Source organism: Pseudoalteromonas sp. APC 3358 (assembly GCF_030408075.1).
Taxonomy (GTDB): Bacteria; Pseudomonadota; Gammaproteobacteria; order Enterobacterales; family Alteromonadaceae; genus Pseudoalteromonas; species Pseudoalteromonas arctica.
The window spans coordinates 1-618 of record NZ_JASDCE010000048.1 but is presented as its reverse complement, the minus strand read 5'-3'; the positions used below and the strand labels follow the sequence as shown (position 1 = coordinate 618).

Below are 618 nucleotides of genomic sequence, written 5' to 3'. Positions count from 1 at the left end.
CAATATCAAACACTTCAATATTCTGCGTAAAAATACAGTAATTAATTGAACCAAAATAGGAACTCAGCTATGGTTTGTTTATCAATAAAAACAAATTTAAAAACGAGTTAATCTACAGGCTCGTTAGCAGGCTTAAATCATTAGAATTTTATCAACCTGCATCAATGCATTAAAAGGATTTTCATGTTCTCTCAAATTTTCTTAGCTATTGTGGCTATATTTCTTTTCTATTTAGGTATTGTTGAAAAATCTATTCTCAACGTTGGTATTGGTTTTATTTTAATAATGGTATCAGCTGCTAGATTTTATGCTGCAAAATCAGGCTCGTCTGTTCAAGAGGAATTTGATAAATGGCGCGCCAAACGCAATAATGAAATAAACGGTGAGTAGCATACAGCGCTGCTAACAAGCTATTAAACAAGGACAAAAAACAGTTTGCTGTTTTCGTTCCTCAACATTTTAGCAAACAATTTTTTGCCTGTTAATAGGGCGTTAGCAAGCAGGGAATATGCGTCAAACTTTCGTAGTCTTAATTATTGTTTTTCTATCTTCGTGCTCTTCCTATAAAGAAGTGCCAAGTTTTGATGCTTATGCAATGGAAATAGCACCAGGAAAGTA

At 33.3% G+C, this 618-nt stretch carries 1 protein-coding gene; it reads left to right on the top strand.

What is annotated here, in order from left to right:
- The first annotated feature begins 183 nt into the window (after positions 1-183).
- Entirely contained in the window at positions 184-390 is a 207-nt protein-coding gene (locus QL995_RS21660; protein ID WP_290295083.1) for a hypothetical protein, read from the top strand.
- Positions 391-618: the final 228 nt, after the last annotated feature.